The sequence below is a fragment of the Candidatus Nitrosocosmicus sp. T genome (assembly GCF_054408485.1).
The window spans coordinates 2650033-2671256 of the sequence record NZ_CP166992.1 but is presented as its reverse complement, the minus strand read 5'-3'; the positions used below and the strand labels follow the sequence as shown (position 1 = coordinate 2671256).

Below are 21224 nucleotides of genomic sequence, written 5' to 3'. Positions count from 1 at the left end.
GTAGTTGAGTCTACTGTGGTTTATAATAGTGACTAAGTTAGAGGACCTGCAGTTTCCGCCCCTTCTAAGGAGTCTCCTGTATACCATCTTCTGTATCTGACTGTTCTGTTATCTCATTATCTAACGGAAGATTCTCATTGTTCTTGATTGTGGGTATTCCTCCTTGGTTATCATCTTGATTATCTTGGGGTTCAGTTGATTGTTCTGGCTGTTCGGTTTGTTCTAAGACTCCGTCTTCTGGCAAGGATCCGGGAACTGTAGGTAGAGATGGACGTGGTGGTTCCTCTGCCTTCATATCAATGTAGCGCTCACCGCAATTGCGCAGTTGGTTCAAATTTGTATAGCCGGGTTGCACCCCCTCATGGGGTCCTCCGGGAGCAACTTCGCAGTCGGTACAATATGTTACCAGAGTTCCGGCAGGATTGGAAGGACCCTGGTTTATAACATGATCCTGACAACATGTAACCGTCATTGTCCCAGTTCGATCACAATTGATCTGGGTGGCAGCATATATCAAAAAAGCGGATGAGAAGAGGGAACTATATACTAGAGCAAAGATCGCAGATGATAAACCTACAAAAAATAGACGCTTTGGAAATATCATAATTTTCTACCTGGACAGATCTTATTATAGATTTTTCACTCACTATAAAGGATTGGCAGTTTGTATGTGTATACTTATTTCTATATGGCTATAGGCTACTAAAGATAGAGATTCTATTCAATCTTGAACCATATCCCCACCGATGAGGACTGTTACTATTAATTGTATTTAATTCAAGCTGAGTTTAGATTTATGTAACGGGATTAACTAAGAAATTGATTCTAGAAGCTATGGAAACATTTTTTTACTTATTCAAAAAATACTTGAACAAGTAAAAACAGGCTAAATAATACCCTAACCAAATTAGCGAGACTTTACAGAGAAGGAAAAGAAAAAAAGGTATAGAATTCTGTCTATAATTCTATAGGTCTAGGAGTTAATTGGTTCTGGCAGCAATCAATACATTCTTCACTAAATGTGGAAGACTGTTAAAGAAATCTGGATCTTTGTTAAACACCGCCCCAAGTGCCACATTTGAAAATGAACTAACGCCTCCCACCAGACCTAAAAATTGAGGACTTTCATTACTAAAAAAGGAAGCCACAGTACCCATTTTTGAACTGTCAGAGTTTTCTAAATAGTGAAAATATCCTGCTGGAACAAAAAATACTTGGCCCTTACTCATTTCATTTGTCTCTATCTCTCCTTTGGGTCCAAGGATTGTAAAACGTACTTTACCTTCAATTACATAATTTAACTCTCCTGCATTTGGATGAGTATGCGGTTCTATTATTCCGCTTGGCTCTAAATCTAATACAAAAACAGATAACCCTACAAGAATTGGAAAATATGGAGTACTTCCAAGTCGGGCGACACCACCAGGGGTTTGAACTTGTGGGTCAGTAGCCCCGAGATTCATCGTATAAGGGTTTGATACACTTTCACCTTTTCCTACATCTGCAATACTACTTTCAGATAAATCTAATTGATGTGTACCTACTATTTCATCATAAAATTCCTTGGTTTCTAACTGATTGAATAATCCTGGTGATCTGAGACCAAAAATGCTGTTTAAAACTTCTTTTGGTAAAGAATGAACAGCTTCTACTACACTTATATCCTGAGGACGTTCGTTATCATAAACTATAATAACTTTCAACTCTTCTTTGCCAATATTTTCTATGTCATGCCAATAACCCTTGGGCACAAAAGTCAATTGACCTGAATTTATAGTAAAAGTAAATTTTTGAGCATTTCCATAAATAGTCATTTTAGCTTTTCCAGATAAACAATAATTCAATTCCCCTGAATTCACATGCCAGTGTGGAGCCTGAATGCCTCCCTTTTTTAGCCGGAGTAATGAGCCACCCATCCCAGATAATATGGGAAAGTCCTCTGCATTCATTCGAGTCATACTACCAAGTAAATTATCATTTTGAGGGCTTATTCCATCTAAATCAAATATCCAAGAAGAACTTGTATGATTATCCATTTGCTCCTTTTATTGTTATAGCTATTAAATATTATGTTACAAAGTGATATTTACTGATTGATATCCTGGATTGACACTTTAAAACACATAATATGTATTTGAACCCCGTTACCACGAGGAACTTAATCCCTACGGATGAGCACTTTTCCTTTGGGAATACACATAATTAAACATAATATAACATGGCCTTGTAATGTATATTTTAATATTTTTGATTGATATTTAGAGTAGAATGAATAAGACTCTAACATACACAATTTTGCTCTTTGGACTTGGTTTTACCATAATACCCTATGATCAAGCAGCATTAGGCCAGAATCTTGATATTAATGATAATACTGAACCAATCAGCTTTCTAAAAACAGGAACAAACTCTCTTAATATTTCAGAACCCATATATCAAACCATTAATGGAAGTTTCATAAATACAAGAGAGCTTTCTACCTCACCTACGCTTGTAACAGAAGAAATATTCCTCGAAGAGGCTATTATGAAAGACATAGGTAACGTAGCAAACAATATGACCTTTATCAATACATACAATGCTCAATCTACTATAATACAGGGGAGAGGCAACGGTACGATTGAAACTCCGGATGGTCAAAGCATAGGGTGGATATCTTCGGACGTTGGGGTCCTCAGCGAAAGAGGTCTTATCTTTCATGGAATAATTCTATTTAATAACACCAACAGTGAAAAACTATCATTTCTAAATGGTAAATTAGGAATATATAAAGACGCTCCAGAAGTCCATAGAACTATTTGGTTATTGAACTAGATGATGCCAAGCACTTTTTGTCTTCTTATTATGATATCCGCTATTGATATAGAACCCTATTACCACTGGGAACTTAATCCCCACGCGCCCAGACTGTTACTATAAACATACCTGACCCATCAGATATTGAGCAACAATATGTTTAATCCGATCAAAGATTAGTTATACCGTCTAATGTTATAGAATCCTACTAGTTTCGGATTTCATAATCAAATTCATTAAGTGTTAGAATAACTGCAGGTTTAGTTTTAATATGTGCTAAACTCCTGAGGCTAATATATATTCAAGAATAAGAGATTTAATAATGCCGAAAATGGCATTGGAGTGATGACTGTAATTTCAATTTCATCTGAATGGTTAAATTCATAATGATAAAACTTTGGTTTGTTTCTATCAACTATAAATTATTTCTGTCAGTTAGTCATCCTTCTTGATCCATTCATTTTATTCAACTAATTAGCGGGATATTTCCTTTTAATAGTGATGCTAACAGGTATAATTATTAGCCAGAAATATTGGGCAATATTCACATCAACATAAGAAATGAAGATGGAAATAACAAATATGATTGGAATTGAAATTAGTTTTATCATCACCCCCTTTATGAATAAGGGCTTTACATTCTTGTCAATTAATCTATAATCTTTTGTTGCATACAGCCAGATGACTGCAAGTAGTGAACTTGTTAACACTACGACAATACAATAGATTATAAATGGAATTTGATAAGTTGCATAATTTATAACAAGCGAAGTGGAAATTGACAATAACGTAATAAAGAGAAGGAATAATAAATTTAGATACACAATTGCCATATGCGAACCTATAATAAAATTGAAAATTTGGTGATACGAAATCCAGAATACTGCAATAATAGCAAAACTAATGAGGTAGCTCTCCAATCCGGTGTACGTATCCGCCAGTCTGGCCATCAACTCAGGTTCAGTTAAATTTGGAGGTAAATCAGGTATCTCTATTGACAATGCCATAAGAGTTATTGCAAATGCAAAAATGGCATCACCAAATGAAATCATGTGTTCTGGCTTTATCCTTGAAATAGAGTTTGTTGACATTAAACTCCCACTTATATAAAAATAGATATATAAAAAGAGTTATACGTTACCTTTCTTGTCTCCTTACGCACGATATGCACCCAAAAAAATAGTCGAATTTGCCCATCAAAATGGGTTTATTCCAAATATCTTATTACCTGAAAAACTATTATAATTAAATCGTGTTTTAGGGCTTCAAGGATATCAGTTTTAATATTTATTGATCCTAATATACAATAGTAGTAATATCAAGAAATGAAAGTTTATCTTCCATGGACTTCAGGATTAAATAGGTAATTAAAATAGCAATTGAAGAAAAAGAGAAGACCGAAATTGTATATGGAATGGATAATATCTTAATTCAGACTTTTGATAGGTGGAATAAAACAAAATATACGATTGATTCCTACGTAGATAAATTATCCTGTAATGCTATTAAGAATTAAACCAATAAAACAAGGTGTTTTTCGTCTATTTAAAGATGGAGTTAACGCGAGAGCAATTATTGAAATTACAGAAGCAAATATCTCTTCTGTAGAAGAATTAAATAGAATTGCTGGAATTAAAGGTATTTTCCGTCATCTTGATAATGTAACGGGTAATTTCTCTATATCAGATAGAAAAATTTACCAAGCCCAAATCATGGGAGATCTTAGTGCTCCACCTGCGTATACTGATAACATCAACAGCGTCAATCTTGATCATTCAATCTCAAGAGATTATCACATGATAAATAGGTGATTCCTTTTTGTATGAATATGTTGGCACTATGACCTTTTTGATGTGTTTGTCATTAATTAATTACAGATTATTATCAATTCATTGTATTTTCAAAAACGAATAAAAAATATATATTTGTGGATATCAAGACTAAAACAAAACTAATCATTACTAATAAACATTCATTTCAATAAACTATTATATGTAGCAATTTTTTGGTAGAACCCTACTACTATAAGGAACTTAATCCCCACGCGCCCAAACTAAATGATACTATATATGGTAATATAGTAGATGTGATCTAATTGTTATTCATTACTTCAAGACTCTTTACTTCATTCCAATATTTCTCAAACATCAATTGTTGAACCAAGACTGTGTGTTCTTCATTTGAAAAAGTTGCAACCAGTAAATTATCCTGGTTGCAGTTGAGACGAAGCAAATGTTTGTCATCGAATATTATAATCATTTCATTTAGGGCTCCAATCTTATTTGTAAATCCTATTTGAATCGGTTTGATCGATGGTAATGAGTCATTTATCGATGCAATTTGTTTTATCAAATATTTATCTACGTTTACGGTAAGAATCTTAATTGAGATACCTCTTTGTAGAATCGAAGGTAACAAGGTATGAAAATTATATTTATTCAAAAGAAGACATAGGATACTGTTAGAAGAAAATATTGTCAAGTCTCTTTTACAGGTGAGGGTCAAGGCCTCTATTTCCTTTTGAATGTTTTCGAAACCTGTTATATTGCTTTGAGCACTTGTTTTATCTTCATACTCTAACTCCTTCTTTCTTGTAGCAAACGGAATGGCCATTCTCCACAATTCTTCAAATAATTGCATCTGTTCTTCTGCAAGAGTTTTGGAAGTACTAAAGTAAGTTTGTAGGGACTCGTCATTCTCTTTATGCAAAATATGTGCCATATACCCTCTTTCATCGTAAATCCCAAAATTGCCTCGTAAGCCTTCTAAATGTCTAATTTCTAAGAAAGTCAATGGATTAAGAAAACCAAGATTTTCTATATTTACTTGAGTTATTAACCTGCATCTAATACCTTTTTCTTGCACCCTTTGTTTTACGAGACCTAGTCCTTCTACAAAATATTTAGACGCCCATTTACACATTTCAGCGTCCCAAACTGTATTATAGCCTATTTCACATTTGTTTAATCCGTCCATGGTTATTTCAAGCACTATTTTATAATCATTAATAACGTCAGTAATTACTGGATGATGATAATTGGACTCTTTTAACTGCTTGAGTGTTTTTTCATCCAATATGTTGTATTAAATCCCGATTTTATTAAAAAGTTGCCTTTATGGGCCTAATTTGACTTGTCTGAAATTTTACAATTGGTGTAACGAACTGATGGATTTATCCTTATCCTAACAATTGTCATTGTATTTAGTTTAGATTCAACCTTGAACCGTATCCCCACGTGCACAGACTGTTACTAAATATCATACCAAATCCATCACATCTTAAGCAATAATATGTAAAATCAGAGCAAGGAATTGAGTATGTGATTAAATGTTATAGAACCCTACTAACTTGGGATTTCATAGTCTAATTCTAAAAGTGCTAGAATATTAGAGTATTGCAATCAGTTAGCAAACCCAATATATTTTTTCTATAGTATCAAAGGTATGAATAAAACAAACATTCACAACAAAAACAAAAAACTCCTAGTAGCATCAATCGCAATAGTGGTCGCATTAGCTCTTTTCGCAAGTCCCATTGTAGCGATGGATGATGCCTTTGCAACTAAAAAGAAAAAAGGCAATCATGCTGAGCAATCGATATCTCAATCACAAGCCTCAGTACAGAATGCCTTGTGTATATCTGGAAGTGGAACATTTGTGTCATGTAACAACTTTAGTTTCCAAAACCAAAAGAACACAGGAAATAACGCATTAGCACAACAAGGAAATGGAAAAGGTGGTAACTCCGCAGAACAAAGCATCAGCCAATCACAATCCTCTAGCCAAAACAGCCAGGTAGTATCAGGTGGTGACACAATAGGTTCTGGTAATAACATCAACGTTCAGAATCAAGAGAACACAGGAAATAACGCATTAGCACAACAAGGAAATGGAAAAGGTGGTAACTCTGCAGAACAAAGCATCAGCCAATCACAATCCTCTAGCCAAAACAGCCAGGTAGTATCAGGTGGTGACACAATAGGTTCTGGTAATAACATCAATGTCCAAAGCCAAACAAACAGTGGTAGCAACGCAGCTGCCCAGAGCTAAGTCCAAAATCCCCGCCTTTTTTTTGCTTTGACTTTTCAGTATAATACAAGATCAATAAGTATAATTAATATTTCATCAAATCCTACTGCCGATTGGAACTTTTTATCATTTCACAATAAAAATGATACTTTGTTATCATCGAATTTACTACGATCCTAGTAATATAGACTAAAGTAATAAGAATAGAGTATAACGAGGAAGAACTGAGTGCAAGAATAAACTTTTATTATTTATTGAATGTTCTTTACTTTGGGCTTAAGTATAATACTACCGCTGAATTTTAGATAAAATCCTTCAAGTTATTACTCATTGTTTTTTTATATGGAATAAATCATTAACTGCCTTTTTTCTGATCCAAACCCATATATAAATAGAAATACGGCAATAATGAGGTTGAATGATAACTTATGCAATCAAATAATCTTGTTATTCGAGAAATAATAAATAGAGCAAGAGTTGCCAGACTTTCAACAATTGATTATGAGAAAAAGATACCTCATATAGTACCTGTCGTTTTTGCATTTGATGGCCACCATTATTTTATACCTTTAGATGAAAAAAGAAAAAAAGAAACTGTTGAAAAACTAAAAAGAGTTAAAAACATTCAACATTGCCCCAATGTTGCACTACTCATAGATGAATATAATGAGGATTGGAGCAAATTAGTTTTTGTAATGATTCAAGGTAAAGCATATCTAATTGGAGAAAAAGATGTAGAAGAAAACGGTGAATGCTGTAAATATGATGATGATAACAATAAAATTCCTTCATTAAAAAAGGGGCATAAATTCCTTTATCAAAAATATGCGCAATACCAAAAAGTAGGAATTGGTCATCATTGTATAATAGTTGAACCACAGAAAATAATATTTTGGAAGAATGAATGATTTTTTTCTTTTTGATCAAGTTTACCTACCTAGCAAATTTTGAAAATTGCTTTGTTAGGTCAATCATTTTATCTATATCTTTGCCAATAGGTGAAAAGTTGTAGGCAAATATTATATGATCCACATCCAAGTCTTTTATTTTCCTTATATCGTCACCAATTTCATCAATTGTTCCTGTCAATGTGGGCCTATCAGCATTATTATCAGAATTAACAGCACTATCTTTAAGATATGGATAAGCTAGGAGAATAATTTTAAAATTAGCGGAATCTTTATCAGCCTTGGTTATTTCATTTCTAAAGTTATTCACAACACTTTGAACATAACCAAATGGTGCAATACCACCAATAATGCCAAGCCAACCATTTAAATCATTTTCAACTATTCTTCTTATTGCATTGGGGCTAAAACCGCCAAGATAGATAGGAACATGTGGCTTTTGTACCGGTTTCGGTCCAATCTTTGATTTGGGTATATTATAATACAGACCTTTAAATTCAACATCTTCATCCATCCATATACTTTTTAGCATCTTGACGTATTCATCGGCTCTTTTTCCCTTATTATTAAATGGGATATTAGAAGCTTGGAATTCATCTTTGGACCAGCCTATTCCGAATCCAGAAATGACTCTACCTTCAGAAAACACATCCAGCGTAGCAAGTCTTCTTGCTAAAATTACAGGATTATGAAATAGCATATCTAATACCGATGTGCCTAAGGAAATTTTATTGGTATTTGCAGCTAAGAATGAGAGTGTCTCTAAAGGATCAAGCATTATCTGATATTCTTGAGGAAGACTTCCGTCTGGAGTTGCAGGGTAAGGAGTTTGAGGGTTAATCGGCCAAAGAAGTCTTTCAAATGTCCATATCGAATCAAAACCTTCGCTTTCTGCAGCTTGTGCCATATGTAGCATATTCTCTTTTGTTGCCTGTGAACCAGCTTGTGGTAGTGAAATGCCGACTTTCAAGATGAATAAAGTGATTCTTGTAATATTAAAACATTTTAGCAGGTAAAATCAAAACATTCGTCGAACATCCGTTCTATACCAATAGAGATAGCGATATTAATCCCTCTCCATCCCTACTCTAAATTGCCACTAATGCTAGAGGATAAATAAACAATTACAATACACTAGTAAAAAAATTCCGCTTTAGAAATGATTTATTATAATTTCAGATATATGTTTATTCCTTCTGCAAAAGGATGTAGGCTTTAGCGAAAGCCAATAAAGGTCTTGAGATGCGTCAACAGATCTTAATACCAAGATCCAATGCCTGCATATGCTAAATTGTATTCGCATTCTCACCAACTAGTATCAATTCTTAAGCGGGATTAACTTTAATAATTTTTAAGTTTTTTAGATCTTTGTTTGTTTTATTCGATTATACAACATATCCTGAAGATGTATTAGAACCCTATTACTCCAGGGAACTTAATCCCCACGCGCCCAGACTATTATTAGCAGTTATATTGATTCTGTTTTAATATTTACGATTATTTAATTAATAATAACTTTCTTAGGTTTTATTTTTCTTTTTTGTGGTAGTTCTTTTGCCTTCTTGTTTTTTCTTTATAGATCCCATTATTTTTCGTGCAGATTCATCTGACTTACCTTGTTTCTTTAGGTCTTTAACACCTTCATCAAATGATCTCTTTTTGGTTCCTCCGCCTTTCTTACTCATTTTAATTGGCATTCACTAACTCTGGAATTGAATAAATAAAAAGATTGCTAGGTGACAGTATCACGTTGAAGACTTCCAAAGGATTGAACCTTCATACAAGCACCGCCAAAGTCATTAAAATCATCCAGAATAGAACTTTGTTCTTAATAGAAATATCAATATCTTTCTAAGAATATACTTTCAATATTTTTTTTGATTTGTTTTTTTAATGTGATTCGGATATTAATATAACAACTAGAGACCCGGCGGGCGGCCCAGGTATTTAAAAAATTTTTTTACAAGTGTGGTAACTGTGAATCTCTTAAATGCTCTCTCATAATGTATTGTGCTTAAATATGGTTATATTAGAAACCATTCACCACTAGGAACTTAATCCCCACGCGACCAGACTCAATAATCGCAAATCAAGTAACACTACTATATCCATGATCCAACGTAGCACAGATTAACGACTAGAAGATACTTTAAAATCGAAATTCATAATATTTAGTTATTTTACTTTTTTTTAATCGACAAATCTATATAATTTGAATAAATAAAAAAAAATAAAGAATTAAAAATTCAAGCACTTTTTATTACTTTTCTAAAATGCTCTAGATTTTTTGCCATTTCTTCTTGGAATGTCTCTTCTGTATAGCCGTGAACTTCTATACCATGTTTTTTTGCATTTTCAATCAGTTCCTCTTCTGTTTCACCATACATTGTATGGGTACACACAGGGTCTCCAGCATCTTTACAATTAAGACTGAGTGTCATATTCAGCAAATGTATTACATGAAATTAAGGATATCTTCCAAATTCCTTCTCTTGATGGAAAGTAAATGCAAAAACAAACTTCATATGTGAACAAATTGACATCCGCATTTGAAATAGAACCCTACAACCACAGGGAACTTTATCCCAACGGATGAGAACTGTTACCAGAGCTATATCCTTTCGAATTTATGGATATGATAACGGTACTATGACTAGGCATTTATTAAAAGGTGAAAATTAAGAGAATTAAAGAATTTCTATTTCTTTTATTATGGCTTCATGAAAAGTCTTTATTATATTGAATAGTTAACCATGCTATGAATTACAATACTGATACAGAGTCAGGTTCATCCGGATCGGATGTATCATCAGAAAATACTAAAGCTATAAAGGAAATACAAGTGAAGCTAAACGAAATTGTACCCTCTTTACAAGATTCAATTAACCTAACTACAATTAAGGACCTTGAATCGCGTGTATCTAATTTAGAGGAAAAAGTAGATCAAATTATTAAGATTCTAGAATCGAGAAAGATTAATTGAAGGATAATTAGTAGATAAAACTGTGGACCTTTGTATTAACTACAGTGTTAATAACTAAGGGGAAAAATCCCTACTTCATTATGAATTTCGAACTTGGTATGTTGGCAATTTTCTATACTTCAATTCTCTTTGGTTATTTACTGTTTAAGAAACAATAATAGATAGAACTGTATTTAGTCATTATTATGTTACTGATTGACACTCGTATATTTCAGAGCGTGATGTATGATAAAATGATAACTGCATTAAATGTGGATTCATTCTATGCTTATTTCTTGATTCCACTTACAAATAGGATCCTTTTCTATATTTTTGATGTATAAAAAAAAGTTTGTGATAGAACCCTACTACCACTAGGAACTTAATCCCCACTCGCCCAAACTAAATGTTATTTTATTTGATACCATATTCAAAAGACTTTTATCAAATTTAGTTGATGTTTTAATGCAAGTAAAATCCATAGGATTAAACTGACAAATAACATCGGCTAAAATAAATAAAAATATTCAAGTGAAAAAATAATTTGTCTTTCTGATTTGATTTATAATTGTCTGTCGAACTCTCCTGTTATTACATTGGAATGAGGGGAAAGAAGCTTTGCCCATTCTTCATAACCTTTTTGACATTCCGTATCGTTTGACATTTTTGCAACAAATTCATCTCTATGTTTCTTATTTTTATACGACATAATGGTTATCCATACATCTTCATCTGTACTCGCTGAAACTGATTTAGAAATATTTTCAAATCCTTCCCAACTAGTATTTACTGCAAGTCGAAATAACTCATAATGTATTTCCTCTTTTTCAAACATTTCAGATGACTTTTTTTCAAGTGCTGTTAATGCTTCGTAATTATTTTTTGGTGATTGTACAATCATGAATTCTGAATAATTATAGTTTTTGCTATTCCCTTTTTGATTGTTCATAAAATGTTTCAAAATTACTCTATACGGAATAAATAAAAAGGATAACTCCCCAAGGGGAGGTTTATTAATAAGAAAAAAAGTTGTTAATTAATCTGCCAAAACCAAAGCGAAATAAAATGGAATTATATCACGATATACTAAAAGGTATTTTAGATGAGCTAGTCGACAATGAGAGTGGTGATGGTAATGGTAAAGTAAAACCTACACGAGTACAACTTAGAAGCAATCTTGCATATGATAAATTTGCCAAGTATCTTAATGAATTAGAGAACAATAAATTGATAATAAAGGATCCACTTCAAATAACTCCAAAAGGTAGAGATTTTTTAAGGGATTTTGACCGAATTGCTTCCTTTTTGATAGAAATGGGTATAAGATACTTTGATTCATCGAAAGTAGTGGGGTTGAGAAATTAACAATGTATGTGCATGACGATGATGATGAAATTTATCGCCCGCTTACATTTGTCGATCAATTGGAAAAAAACAAACATATTGTATTATTATACGATGACCAAAAATATGCCTTTCGGATAATATCTAGGTATTTTTTAAATGGTCTTAATAATGGCGAATCATGTATCTTCTTTACTTCAGATAATCTAGATGTAATTGAAAATAGATTAAACGATGAAGGTATTGATGTAAGATATTATAAAAATAATAACTTGTTACGTATCTATACCATTGAAAGATCGGATGATAATAAACGAGATACTTTAAAAGTACTTAAGCATATAAGAAAAGATGCCACTATAGGAATGAAACCCCCATTTAGATTTGCAGGAAGAACAATAACAGATACAGAAACAAGGGAAGGAATGAAACTAGGCATTATTTTGGAAGAAGTTGGACATGAAAATTTTGATAGTTTTAATAATTCACAAATGTGTTTTTATGATATCTCTAGTATAGAAAAATCGATGAGGCCAAGATGGATCCACGATCTTTTGAAAGTTCATCACTATGTTATCTACGCATCAGAACCAAGTAAAGCAGTAGCATTTGATACTAATCTACTTGAGGATGAAGAATAATAAAGAAATATAAGAACTGAAATACCCATGTCATAACCTTTTTTGAATTATTTACTGGGCAAAATTGAACAAGTTTTCTATAAAATGATTATTTTTGTATTTACCTCCTTGAGTATTGCCAGAGTTCAAATCCCTCTGTCCTTGATATGATAACAGAAAAGCTTCTCCTTTTGATAACACAAAGATAGATATTCAAACAAAACATATGCTACCAGGTTTGATTTTAACTTTAAATCCGTTTTTATTAATGTTGTAGAACCCGTTTAGCACAAGGAACTTAATCCCCCTCGCCCAAACTTACATATACTGTACACAATAATGATAATATGAATTAGGCTGAGATTTACATCTTTTCCAAGACCGTCTTGGAAAATTGATTCTAGATTCTATTCAACCTTGAATCATACGCCTAGGACAACCTGTCAAGATAATTTCCAAAAAATGTGAAACTCAGATACAGATGGCTTAACAAATCTACGACGAACAAGTAGTTAAACTCCCCTTGGGGAGCAATTCTTTATACTTATTTCGTTAGTAGAACACGTATAATATGGAATCATTGGAAAATAATCAAAATATTCAAAAGTATGTGGAATTTGTCTTTTATCGAGTTCCGAAGAAAAATCATGAAGCATTGTTATCACTGACTAATCGATTGATAGATATATTTAAGAAAGAAGAGGTAATTTATGATTGCTTTGGTCTCATCAATGCCGAAGAAATACCTGGATTCATCAATATAACTAAGATAATTCCCATCAATGCCGAGGAAGAAGAGATATGGATCAATGTGGTAACATATAAAGGTCGTGAGCATCGCACCGAAGTTGTAGAGAAAATATCAAAGGATAAAGAATGTTTGGATATATATGAAGATCTTATGAAATTATTAACCCCTGGTACGGGTTTTATCAATGGTGAATTTAAAAATTTGTTCATGAGATAGGGATTGAATGAGTCCAGTATTGAACATCTGCAATAGATAATAAAAAATCCATTTATTTCTATGAATTGAGAGCTTCATTTAATGTAATATAGCCCTACAACCACAGGGAACTTTAATATAAACAACGCGATCTAGATATGCTTTCCAAATTGATACTAAGTTTATAAAAAAATAAAGAATTAAAAATTCAAGCACTTTTTATTACTTTTCTAAAATGCTCTAGATTTTTTGCCATTTCTTCTTGGAATGTCTCTTCTGTATAGCCGTGAACTTCTATACCATGTTTTTTTGCATTTTCAATCAGTTCCTCTTCTGTTTCACCATACATTGTATGGGTACACACAGGGTCTCCAGCATCTTTACAATTAAGACTGAGTGTCATATTCAGCAAATGTATTACATGAAATTAAGGATATCTTCCAAATTCCTTCTCTTGATGGAAAGTAAATGCAAAAACAAACTTCATATGTGAACAAATTGACATCCGCATTTGAAATAGAACCCTACAACCACAGGGAACTTAATCCCCACGCGCCCAGACTGTTACTAATAATAAATAAAAAAATATTTTATACCCTTCAATGGTAGGAGTGGAACAAATGTTATTGTTTTCCTTCGTGTATTTCAATTCCCTTATTTTCAGATAGGATTTTTAATGCTACTGCTTTAGCACTTGCAAAGCTTGTATCTACCAAAATTCCTTCTGGACCAACCCAATCACCAATAATATAAAGATTATCAACTCCTGGAACCTTTATGTCGGGCCTATTATCCAGGATATCTTTATTATTATTAAGGAAGGTATTGGAAGCTATCATGTTTGGTAGGAAGCGTTGCCTTACAACCATTTTTCTCCAACCCGGCTGAACCATATCTAAGAGCTCTTCTAACTCCATTTTATCTCGTACTGGATTTGGGGCCGCAGAAGAATCTAAATATTTCATTGCATGAAATAGCACTCCATTTCTATCAGTCGATAATTTAGCAAACGCAGAATGCAGTGATAGGTACAGAGGGACATCCATTCCATATGCTCCATAAACATTAGGATTAGGAAGACTGCTTAATGCAATGTCCAATATTGCGACCCTTGCAGGTCTGTCCATTTTTTCAAGTTGACTAAGAAATTCAGGATTGATTGAGGTGTTGTCCTTTAAAAGATTATACACATGAGAAGGATTGGTTGCAATAACAACATCATGGAAAGAAAGAACGCTATTCTCAGATAATCTAATTTTCCATACTGGTTGCCTATTTGTTCCATTAGTATCATAACTCTGCTTGATGGAGACTACACTCTTTCCGTACACAAACTTTACCCCATTACTTTTTGCGATATCAACAAGCTGGCCTACTAAAGTTTGCCATCCTTCATCTATATAGACAACACCTCCAGAAATAGCTGTTTTTATTTGATTTAATGCCAACACGGCACTCACATTTTCTGCATTATAAGTATAAGTAGAAATCCTGCCTAACATTCTCACAAAATCCTTAGAATCGGAATTTTTGAAATTCTTGTCTAACCAGTCTTGGAAGCTGATCCTGTGGAGCCCATCAAGATTCATTTTGTTTAGCTTAATGAAAAATCTTATAGTTTCAATCTTACTGCCTAGACCCTTTAGTAGCGTTGTTGTTAAAAGCTGACTTAATTTTATAGGCGATTGATACAGTTTTCCTTTATTTGTAACAAAATATTTGGTATAGTCAACTTTTTTACCTTTATATTTTATGTTTAATTCATCTAAAATTTTTGGAGCAATCCCTTCAAGGTAAAGAGCATGTGGACCCTGATTAAAGTAAAATCCATCTTTGATAGATGTTCTGGCTCTTCCACCGAATTCACTGGATTTTTCTATGATGGTAACATTTTTTCCATTTTGAGAAAGATACACCGCGGCAGTAAGGCCGGCTAAGCCGCCACCAATTATTGCTATCTCTTTTGCCTTGTCTTTAGATTCATTCAGCGTTATTTTCACAATTTGGTTAGTCATCCAACTTATTTTGCTATAATCTAATTTATTAATGTTTGGTTGGCGGTCCAACTAAACTTATATTAATCGATTACTTTAAATAAATTGATTGAGTGAAAGCAAAAAACAAAAGATAAATGAAATTTTAAAGAATTCATTGAAGGTTCTTGCTAAAAATGGATATGAAAATACTACAATAGCAAATATAGCAGCGGAATCTGGTGTAAGTAGAGGTATATTACATTATTATTTTTCGGATAAGGAGGATTTGGTAAGTAAAGTCTTGGCTTATAGCTCTGAAAACATTATTCGGGCTGCTATTAAAGGAATTAGAGGAAAAACTGCGGAAGAAATAGCGGATAATATCATCAAGGACAGTATACAAAGCTTTAAGGAAAATCCTGAATTTTATGCATTCTTGTTTGAAATGTGGTGTGCGTCAAGGAGAAGTAATAAGATCAAGGACGAATTAATTATTTGCAGTGATAAAGTAACTAAATCAATTAAGAAAGTATTGGATGAGTCTATGCAAAATGGAATTTCAGAAATTAACATGAAAAATACCGAAGAAATGTCAAAAGTACTTTTGGCGTTGTTTAATGGAATTGCTTTTGAAAAGTTAATGCACTCATCTAAGGATTTAGATAATAGAAAATATTGGATACAAGTTAGGAATATGATTTCGTCATTTCTAAAGTCGCAATGAATTTCAAGATTATAAAACCGTAACTGAACTCCGCTACCACAAGGAACTTAATCCCCACGGATGAAAATTGTTACTTCTAGTGAGATTGAATATCTTCAATTTAACTTTACTTTATACCAACTATACATATAGTTTCATTATCGATACTTACTGGTCCTTGTTTATCACTATTATCGGTTTTAGTAGTTGTGTGTTTTGATACCTCTTGTGTTATCATATTCCATATTTCATCAGTACGCTCTTTGGATTGATTTTTCAATATAGCATTGACAGGGGCTGCTATGTCTTGAGTGAACTTTGTAAAGTCTTCTGCAGTATCAAACTTGAAAGTCACCTTGACCTTTTCTATTCGAATATTTTTAAATCCAGCTTTTTCAAAAGCACTGTAAAGTAATTTTTCATCAGCTAAACTAAAAGGACCCGGCGTTCCAGGTGGAGGCAGTGGAGTATTAGTTTCGCGTCTAGCTATGTTCATTGGAATGGAAAGCTGCGGCACTTTGTCGGGCGTAGACCAAACTGCTGCAGCAAAGCGTCCACCATCTATCAAGGATTTATAAATATTTGAGAGTCCCAAATCAACACTTGGAAGAAACATTAATCCCCATCTGCAAAGAGCTACATCAAATTCAGATGGTTGTAAAGTGATTATTTCTGCGTCACCCTCTTTAAATTCTATTATGTTATCTAAGTTTTGAGATTTGGCCCGGTCTTTTGCTATAGATAGCATTTGAGGTGACAGGTCCGTGGCCAATACGTGTCCACCACTATTGACAACACGATTAGCAGCAGTAATAGCGGGTTCGCCTATGCCTGTTGCAATATCCAAAACCTTTGAGTTGGGTTTTACATCTGCAAGCTCAATTAATTTATCACTTACCGTTTGTGCTCCATTTTCAAAAGTCTTCCACCATTTTTGCCATCCGTAAGCTACACTATCCCAGGCTTGACGTTGGCCTTGTTTAATTTGGTCAGATTGTAAATTAGACATACTAATGCGTTTTTAATACGTCCTTGATTTTATAGCCTTTGCTATGTTGTGATAATTTGTAGCTACTATTTTAGCTTCAATTTCTTGAAGAGACTTCTTGTAACTAAAATGTATTAGAATCCTACTACCGCTAGGAATTTAATCCCCACGCGCCCAAACTCAATGATACTATGTATGGTAATGATGTTATTATTCTCGCAATCATAACTTTCGGTCCAGCACTCATCAAATTAATTCGAGTCTATTCTGGCTTAAACATGTCTCCACAAACGTATTCACCTTGTGCTATATGTGGATCTCTCAATGTCTATATCCACTTGATTTGTATTAAAGTTGCAACTAAATAACCTCTGTATCCTACATAATACAGTCAATCATGTTAGTGAAAGACATTCAATCGGAATAGATTACGGATTTAATTACTATTCATTAATTCAAGACTCTTTACTTCATTCCAATATTTCTCAAACATTAATCCTTGGACTAAAACATTATGTTCTTCATTTGAAAAAGTTGCAACCAGTAAATTATCCTGGTTGCAGTTGAGACGAAGCAAATGTTTGTCATCGAATATCATAATCATTTCATTTAGGTCTCCAATCTTATTTGTAAATCCTATTTGAATCGGTTTGATCGATGGTAATGAGTCATTTATCGATGCAATTTGTTTTATCAAATATTTATCTACGTTTACGGTAAGAATCTTAATTGAGATACCTCTTTGTAGAATCGAAGGTAACAAGGTATGAAAATTATATTTATTCAAAAGAAAACATAGAATATTGTTAGAAGAAAATATTGTCAAGTCTCTTTTACAAGTGAGGGTTAAGACTTCTACTTCACTTTGAATATTTTCGTAGTTTATTATCGTTCTTTTATCATCAAATTTATCTTCATATTCTATCTCTTTTCTTCTCACTGAGAGAGGTATGGCCATTCTCCACAATTCTTCAAATAATTGCAACTGTTCTTCTGCCAGAGATTTTGAATTGCTAAAGTATGTTTGTAAGGATTCGTCATTCTCTTTATGTAAAATAAATGCCATATACCCTCTTTCATCGTAAATCCCGAAATTACCTCGCAAGCCCTCTAAATGTCTAATTTCTAAGAAAGTCAATGGATTAAGAAAACCAAGATTTTCTATATTTACTTGAGTTATTAACCTGCATCTTATACCTTTTTCTTGCACCCTTTGTTTTACGAGACCTAAACCTTCTACAAAATATTTAGACGCCCATTTACACATTTCAGCGTCCCATACTGTGTTAAAGCCTATTTCACAAGAATTTATTCCGTCCATGGTTATTTCAAGCACTATTTTATAATCATTAATAACGTCAGTAATTACTGGATGATAATAATTGGACTCTTTTAATTGCTTGAGTGTTATTTCATCCACTGTATTGTATTAAATTCCCTTTTTATTAAAAAGTTGCCTTGATGAGGCTTATCTGTCTATCGTAAATATTTTTTCAATTGATGGATCAAACTAATGGATTTATCCTAATCCTAACAATTGTCATTGTATTTAGATTCTATTCCACATTGAATCGTATCCCCACGTGTCCATTGATTTAAAATGTATTAGAATATTACTAGGTAAAGAAGAAATGTCAAGAATAAAGAGGGGATTGAATAATTCTTGGTTGGTTGTAGTTTCTTAAACTACATTGGTATTGTTGAATTCTCAGTATACGCCAGTTGTTGCGTTACTTGTCGTTGTGTTAACAACAGTACCGTTTGGTAACACTCCTGGTCCAGTATTTTCGGTAGGGTCGGTACCTGAAGTAGTTGGTATTTGAGAAAATGCGGTAGATGTAAATGTTCCAGTAACCATCAGAGACGCTGTTGCAAGAATAGTAGCGATTGCAAATAAGTATATTTTATTCATACTGGTTCAAAGGGTATTTTATTTGATATATTTATTACCTAAAATGGTGCTATATTCTTGTTATATGAGGGTTATATAACATGTTAAATAAATGAGGGATTAAATCAGCGGTGGTTTCAACGTCTTTAATTCAATACTGAATAGATTATCCAGCCTAGGTTCTTGGTGGGCATAGGTTGTTTTACTGACACATTATTTTGCAAAAGAATAAAGTGATTGTTATACCTACTCTAAATATTTACTAAAGCTATTACCATTTTAACGTGTATAATTCTAGAATCATAATGCATGATCTAGAGTTTAAGAGATCAAAGTTAAGGATTGTATAGAATTTGTATTATCAAATTTAGTTAATAAATTTTGCATATGATTGCATAATAAATTGTAAACTTGAGACCTCTCCGAGTAATATGTTGAGACTGGATTCAACCTTGAACCGTATCCCCACGCGCCCAAACTAATTGTTATAATGTATAGTAACTATATTTGACCCAGAATTGGACCTATTCCTGATGCCCATGTTCAAATTAAATCTAATGTATGTTCAACCTTAAACAGTATCTCCATGCATATAGACTAATGTAAGTATACTTCCTATTTCATATCCACATAGAACGATTGGACGTAATATTACATTGTTCATTAAATTGGGCAGGTAAATTTGAAATAAATGGTCACATGTTACTTGGCTTTGAGAGATGCCATATCAATGGAGAAGCGATATTTGACATCAGAGTGCATCATTCTTTCATAAGCTTCGTTGACCTTCTGGATTGGAATGATTTCAACTTCAGCTGTTACGTTATGATTGCTGCAAAATTCCAGCATCTCTTGTGTTTCTGCAATACCGCCAATAAGTGAGCCAGAGAGACTGCGACGGTTAAACAAAAGCCCCATTGCCGAAACTGCATAAGGCTTGTCGGGTGCGCCGACTAGTGTGAGATTGCCATCGGGTCGGAGTAATTGTAGGTATGCGTTAATGTCGTGTTCGGCAGAGACGGTGTCGATTATGAAATCAAAACTAGCTATATGCTTATTCATCTCATCACCATTTCGTGAAACCACTACTTCGTCTGCGCCCAGATTAAGTGCATCTTCTTTTTTGTTTGGGGAGGTGGTAAATACTACTACATAAGCTCCCAACGCATGAGCAAATTTTACAGCCATATGACCTAAACCTCCGAGACCTACGACACCGACCTTCTTTCCTTTGGTTACTCCCCAATGACGCATAGGAGAATATGTAGTAATTCCTGCACATAAGAGAGGAGCAACTCCGGCAAGATTCAAGTTGGAAGGAACGCTAAGAACAAAGTGTTCTTTGACAACAATACTATCAGAATAGCCTCCATATGTGACGCCTCCAAGATGCGGATCAGGAGAATTATAGGTTAAGGTCATGTTTGGACAGAACTGCTCAAGACCTGACAAGCATTGGGGACAATTACCATCAGAGTCGACCAAGCAGCCGACTGCGGCAAGATCACCTGGTTTGAACCTCGTAACTGCTGATCCTACTTTTGTGACACGACCAACAATCTCATGACCTGGAACACAAGGATAGACAGTGGGCATTGCACTCCACTCATTACGTACTTGATGTAGATCAGAGTGACAAATACCGCAGAAGAGGATCTCTATTTGTATATCATTATCGCCAGGTTCGCGCCTAGGAATAGTGGTCTGAATAAGCGGTGAATTGGGGCCATCAGCCGAATAGGCCATTGAATCATACTGACCATGTGACTGTGAACTAAATTGAGTGGTTGACATATGACTATGAATGTATTCTAGGTATAAATGAATCAACCGGCAAAACACAAATAGGCTTATTTATATCCCCATAGAGTCCAATGAACTTGATGTAAGAAGAGGTACCCCTGATTGTATGAAAGGAGTAAAACAGCATGTGAGGTATGCGGTATTGCACTTTGTACTGATCATATTTTAGAGACTAATAAAAAATATTATTGCAAAGATCGTTTGAAATGATTATTTTAATTAGATGTGAAATAGGTTTAAGTATGCCTGGCTGCAATT

Annotated in this window: 23 protein-coding genes; 9 read left to right on the top strand and 14 right to left on the bottom strand. The window is 33.6% G+C overall.

Annotated features, from left to right (window positions below; genetic code table 11):
• Window positions 1-64: 64 nt before the first annotated feature.
• Window positions 65-604 carry a hypothetical protein gene (locus AB0A59_RS13760; protein WP_458744672.1) on the bottom strand — a complete coding sequence of 180 codons (540 nt, stop codon included), beginning with the start codon at window positions 602-604 and terminating at the stop codon, window positions 65-67.
• Between the two features lie 376 nt (window positions 605-980).
• Entirely contained in the window at window positions 981-2036 is a 1056-nt protein-coding gene (locus AB0A59_RS13755; RefSeq protein ID WP_458744670.1) for a cupin domain-containing protein, read from the bottom strand.
• A 232-nt stretch (window positions 2037-2268) separates the two neighbouring features.
• On the opposite strand from AB0A59_RS13755, the gene AB0A59_RS13750 reads away from it, so the two are divergent.
• The gene (locus AB0A59_RS13750; protein WP_458744668.1) at window positions 2269-2814 is read left to right on the top strand and encodes a hypothetical protein; all 546 of its coding nucleotides are present in this window, start codon (window positions 2269-2271) and stop codon (window positions 2812-2814) included.
• 452 nt (window positions 2815-3266) lie between these two features.
• Here AB0A59_RS13750 and AB0A59_RS13745 read toward each other — a convergent pair whose 3' ends face one another.
• A complete protein-coding gene (locus AB0A59_RS13745; protein WP_458744667.1) occupies window positions 3267-3887 on the bottom strand; it encodes a TMEM175 family protein in 621 nt (206 codons plus the stop codon).
• A gap of 408 nt (window positions 3888-4295) precedes the next feature.
• Here AB0A59_RS13745 and AB0A59_RS13740 point away from each other — a divergent pair, with 408 nt between their 5' ends.
• Complete coding sequence (locus tag AB0A59_RS13740) at window positions 4296-4607, top strand: hypothetical protein (protein WP_458744665.1); 312 nt, start codon at window positions 4296-4298, stop codon at window positions 4605-4607.
• Window positions 4608-4887: 280 nt separating this feature from the next.
• On the opposite strand, the gene AB0A59_RS13735 is transcribed toward AB0A59_RS13740, so the two are convergent.
• A complete protein-coding gene (locus AB0A59_RS13735) occupies window positions 4888-5871 on the bottom strand; it encodes a hypothetical protein (protein ID WP_458744663.1) in 984 nt (327 codons plus the stop codon).
• A 369-nt stretch (window positions 5872-6240) separates the two neighbouring features.
• Here AB0A59_RS13735 and AB0A59_RS13730 point away from each other — a divergent pair, with 369 nt between their 5' ends.
• Together AB0A59_RS13730 and AB0A59_RS13725 are read left to right on the top strand one after the other, a co-directional pair.
• Complete coding sequence (locus AB0A59_RS13730; protein WP_458744661.1) at window positions 6241-6846, top strand: hypothetical protein; 606 nt, start codon at window positions 6241-6243, stop codon at window positions 6844-6846.
• A gap of 407 nt (window positions 6847-7253) precedes the next feature.
• Window positions 7254-7733 (top strand): pyridoxamine 5'-phosphate oxidase family protein, encoded by a 480-nt coding sequence (locus AB0A59_RS13725; RefSeq protein ID WP_458744659.1) that lies wholly within the window; start codon window positions 7254-7256, stop codon window positions 7731-7733.
• A gap of 25 nt (window positions 7734-7758) precedes the next feature.
• Here the strand turns inward: AB0A59_RS13725 and AB0A59_RS13720 are convergent, their stop codons facing one another.
• The 3 genes from AB0A59_RS13720 to AB0A59_RS13710 form a co-directional block, all read right to left on the bottom strand.
• On the bottom strand, window positions 7759-8703 hold the full coding sequence (locus tag AB0A59_RS13720; protein WP_458744657.1) for a TIGR03619 family F420-dependent LLM class oxidoreductase: 945 nt from the start codon (window positions 8701-8703) through the stop codon (window positions 7759-7761).
• A 550-nt stretch (window positions 8704-9253) separates the two neighbouring features.
• Window positions 9254-9418, bottom strand: a complete 165-nt coding sequence (locus AB0A59_RS13715) for a hypothetical protein (protein WP_458744655.1) — start codon at window positions 9416-9418, stop codon at window positions 9254-9256.
• A 561-nt stretch (window positions 9419-9979) separates the two neighbouring features.
• Window positions 9980-10174: a DUF1059 domain-containing protein gene (locus AB0A59_RS13710; protein WP_458744644.1), complete on the bottom strand. Its 195-nt coding sequence runs from the start codon at window positions 10172-10174 to the stop codon at window positions 9980-9982.
• A gap of 317 nt (window positions 10175-10491) precedes the next feature.
• Between AB0A59_RS13710 and AB0A59_RS13705 the strand changes: the two genes are divergently transcribed.
• Window positions 10492-10716: a hypothetical protein gene (locus AB0A59_RS13705; protein WP_458744654.1), complete on the top strand. Its 225-nt coding sequence runs from the start codon at window positions 10492-10494 to the stop codon at window positions 10714-10716.
• 541 nt (window positions 10717-11257) lie between these two features.
• Here AB0A59_RS13705 and AB0A59_RS13700 read toward each other — a convergent pair.
• Window positions 11258-11644 (bottom strand): DUF1428 family protein, encoded by a 387-nt coding sequence (locus tag AB0A59_RS13700; protein WP_458744652.1) that lies wholly within the window; start codon window positions 11642-11644, stop codon window positions 11258-11260.
• A 116-nt stretch (window positions 11645-11760) separates the two neighbouring features.
• On the opposite strand from AB0A59_RS13700, the gene AB0A59_RS13695 reads away from it, so the two are divergent.
• The 3 genes from AB0A59_RS13695 to AB0A59_RS13685 all read left to right on the top strand — a co-directional run bounded on the left by AB0A59_RS13695 (window position 11761) and on the right by AB0A59_RS13685 (window position 13626).
• Window positions 11761-12060 (top strand): winged helix-turn-helix domain-containing protein, encoded by a 300-nt coding sequence (locus AB0A59_RS13695; RefSeq protein ID WP_458744650.1) that lies wholly within the window; start codon window positions 11761-11763, stop codon window positions 12058-12060.
• A gap of 2 nt (window positions 12061-12062) precedes the next feature.
• A complete protein-coding gene (locus AB0A59_RS13690) occupies window positions 12063-12680 on the top strand; it encodes an MEDS domain-containing protein (protein ID WP_458744648.1) in 618 nt (205 codons plus the stop codon).
• 550 nt (window positions 12681-13230) lie between these two features.
• Complete coding sequence (locus tag AB0A59_RS13685) at window positions 13231-13626, top strand: hypothetical protein (RefSeq protein ID WP_458744646.1); 396 nt, start codon at window positions 13231-13233, stop codon at window positions 13624-13626.
• Window positions 13627-13813: 187 nt separating this feature from the next.
• Here AB0A59_RS13685 and AB0A59_RS13680 read toward each other — a convergent pair whose 3' ends face one another.
• Both AB0A59_RS13680 and AB0A59_RS13675 read right to left on the bottom strand, forming a co-directional pair.
• Window positions 13814-14008: a DUF1059 domain-containing protein gene (locus AB0A59_RS13680; RefSeq protein WP_458744644.1), complete on the bottom strand. Its 195-nt coding sequence runs from the start codon at window positions 14006-14008 to the stop codon at window positions 13814-13816.
• Between the two features lie 220 nt (window positions 14009-14228).
• Window positions 14229-15620, bottom strand: coding sequence for a phytoene desaturase family protein (locus AB0A59_RS13675; protein ID WP_458744643.1), 1392 nt, complete (start codon window positions 15618-15620; stop codon window positions 14229-14231).
• Between the two features lie 88 nt (window positions 15621-15708).
• Between AB0A59_RS13675 and AB0A59_RS13670 the strand changes: the two genes are divergently transcribed.
• Entirely contained in the window at window positions 15709-16305 is a 597-nt protein-coding gene (locus AB0A59_RS13670) for a TetR/AcrR family transcriptional regulator (RefSeq protein ID WP_458744641.1), read from the top strand.
• 106 nt (window positions 16306-16411) lie between these two features.
• On the opposite strand, the gene AB0A59_RS13665 is transcribed toward AB0A59_RS13670, so the two are convergent.
• From AB0A59_RS13665 to AB0A59_RS13650, 4 genes are all read right to left on the bottom strand, one after another.
• Window positions 16412-17293, bottom strand: a complete 882-nt coding sequence (locus tag AB0A59_RS13665; RefSeq protein WP_458744639.1) for a class I SAM-dependent methyltransferase — start codon at window positions 17291-17293, stop codon at window positions 16412-16414.
• Window positions 17294-17708: 415 nt separating this feature from the next.
• On the bottom strand, window positions 17709-18692 hold the full coding sequence (locus AB0A59_RS13660) for a hypothetical protein (RefSeq protein WP_458744638.1): 984 nt from the start codon (window positions 18690-18692) through the stop codon (window positions 17709-17711).
• Between the two features lie 288 nt (window positions 18693-18980).
• Entirely contained in the window at window positions 18981-19184 is a 204-nt protein-coding gene (locus AB0A59_RS13655; protein WP_458744636.1) for a hypothetical protein, read from the bottom strand.
• A gap of 681 nt (window positions 19185-19865) precedes the next feature.
• Window positions 19866-20957, bottom strand: a complete 1092-nt coding sequence (locus AB0A59_RS13650) for an NAD(P)-dependent alcohol dehydrogenase (RefSeq protein WP_458744634.1) — start codon at window positions 20955-20957, stop codon at window positions 19866-19868.
• Window positions 20958-21224 lie beyond the last annotated feature (267 nt).